This window comes from Segatella copri, from assembly GCF_024330485.1.
Classification (GTDB): Bacteria; Bacteroidota; Bacteroidia; order Bacteroidales; family Bacteroidaceae; genus Prevotella; species Prevotella copri_L.
Window position 1 is genome coordinate 1 of record NZ_JANDWX010000100.1, and the last position, 809, is coordinate 809.

Annotated in this window: 1 protein-coding gene and 1 pseudogene; both read left to right on the forward strand. The window is 47.6% G+C overall.

What is annotated here, in order from left to right:
* Positions 1-162 (forward strand): annotated as a pseudogene (locus tag NNC77_RS16515) (site-specific integrase); the annotation flags it as partial.
* Entirely contained in the window at positions 159-521 is a 363-nt protein-coding gene (locus NNC77_RS16520) for a hypothetical protein (protein ID WP_254971948.1), read from the forward strand. The pseudogene NNC77_RS16515 and the gene NNC77_RS16520, both read left to right, overlap by 4 nt.
* Positions 522-809: the final 288 nt, after the last annotated feature.

Consider the following 809-nt stretch of genomic DNA (forward strand, 5'->3'; position numbering starts at 1 on the left):
ATTCCCATCGGCAGCATAGCCAAGATGATGGGACACGCAGACATTACAAGCACACAGGTCTATGCGCAGGTGACGGAGCAGAAGATTTCAAATGACATGGATAAGCTTATTGCCAAGCGAGAAAGGAACAGATTGTCGAACGAAAAAACTATTGGAAAATGAACAGAGGAGTTATAACTATCAGCGGGAGCGGAACGGTATCCATGCCGACCGATACAGTATGGATGACCATGCAGGAGATTGCCGACATGTATAATGTGTTCGGCTGCTATGTGCGCAAGGCTGTCAAGGCTGTATTCAAGGACGGCATTCTGAAAGAGCATAGTGTGCGCCGTCATGTAAGGAAGAACGGCCGCATCAGCTATGATGTGTATAGCCTTGAACTCGTCATTGCGGTAGCCTTCCGTATTGACAGCATTGAGAGCAGAGCCTTTCGGGAGTTCATCATGCAGTCCGTCATAGGCAAGCAGACAAGCCGCACTAAACTGGTCTGTATCTTTACAGAGAATGCAATGGCATAGACCTGCCATAAAGCAACGTTCCTTGGAGGCTTTGCGCCTCCAGCCACTTGGGCGAACCTCCGCAGTGTGTTTTATCATGGTATTAGATTTATACAGGTAACACAAATGATACCCGGCAAACACGACCAACTCGGTATAGCCAATAAAACGAGGCGACAACCTATAACAGCCACGCTCGGTAAGTTATACGTTGTCGCCTTGTTCATTTCACCCCACTCATCAAGGACATGTATTTCTCCTACAAGCCCTTCATTCTGTACGCCTCACGATAGTTAGCCATCAGAATCT

Coding starts and splice junctions, on each gene's coding strand:
- NNC77_RS16520 (WP_254971948.1), top strand. CDS start 159: ATGAACAGAGGAGTTATAACTATCAGCGGGAGCGGAACGGTATCCATG.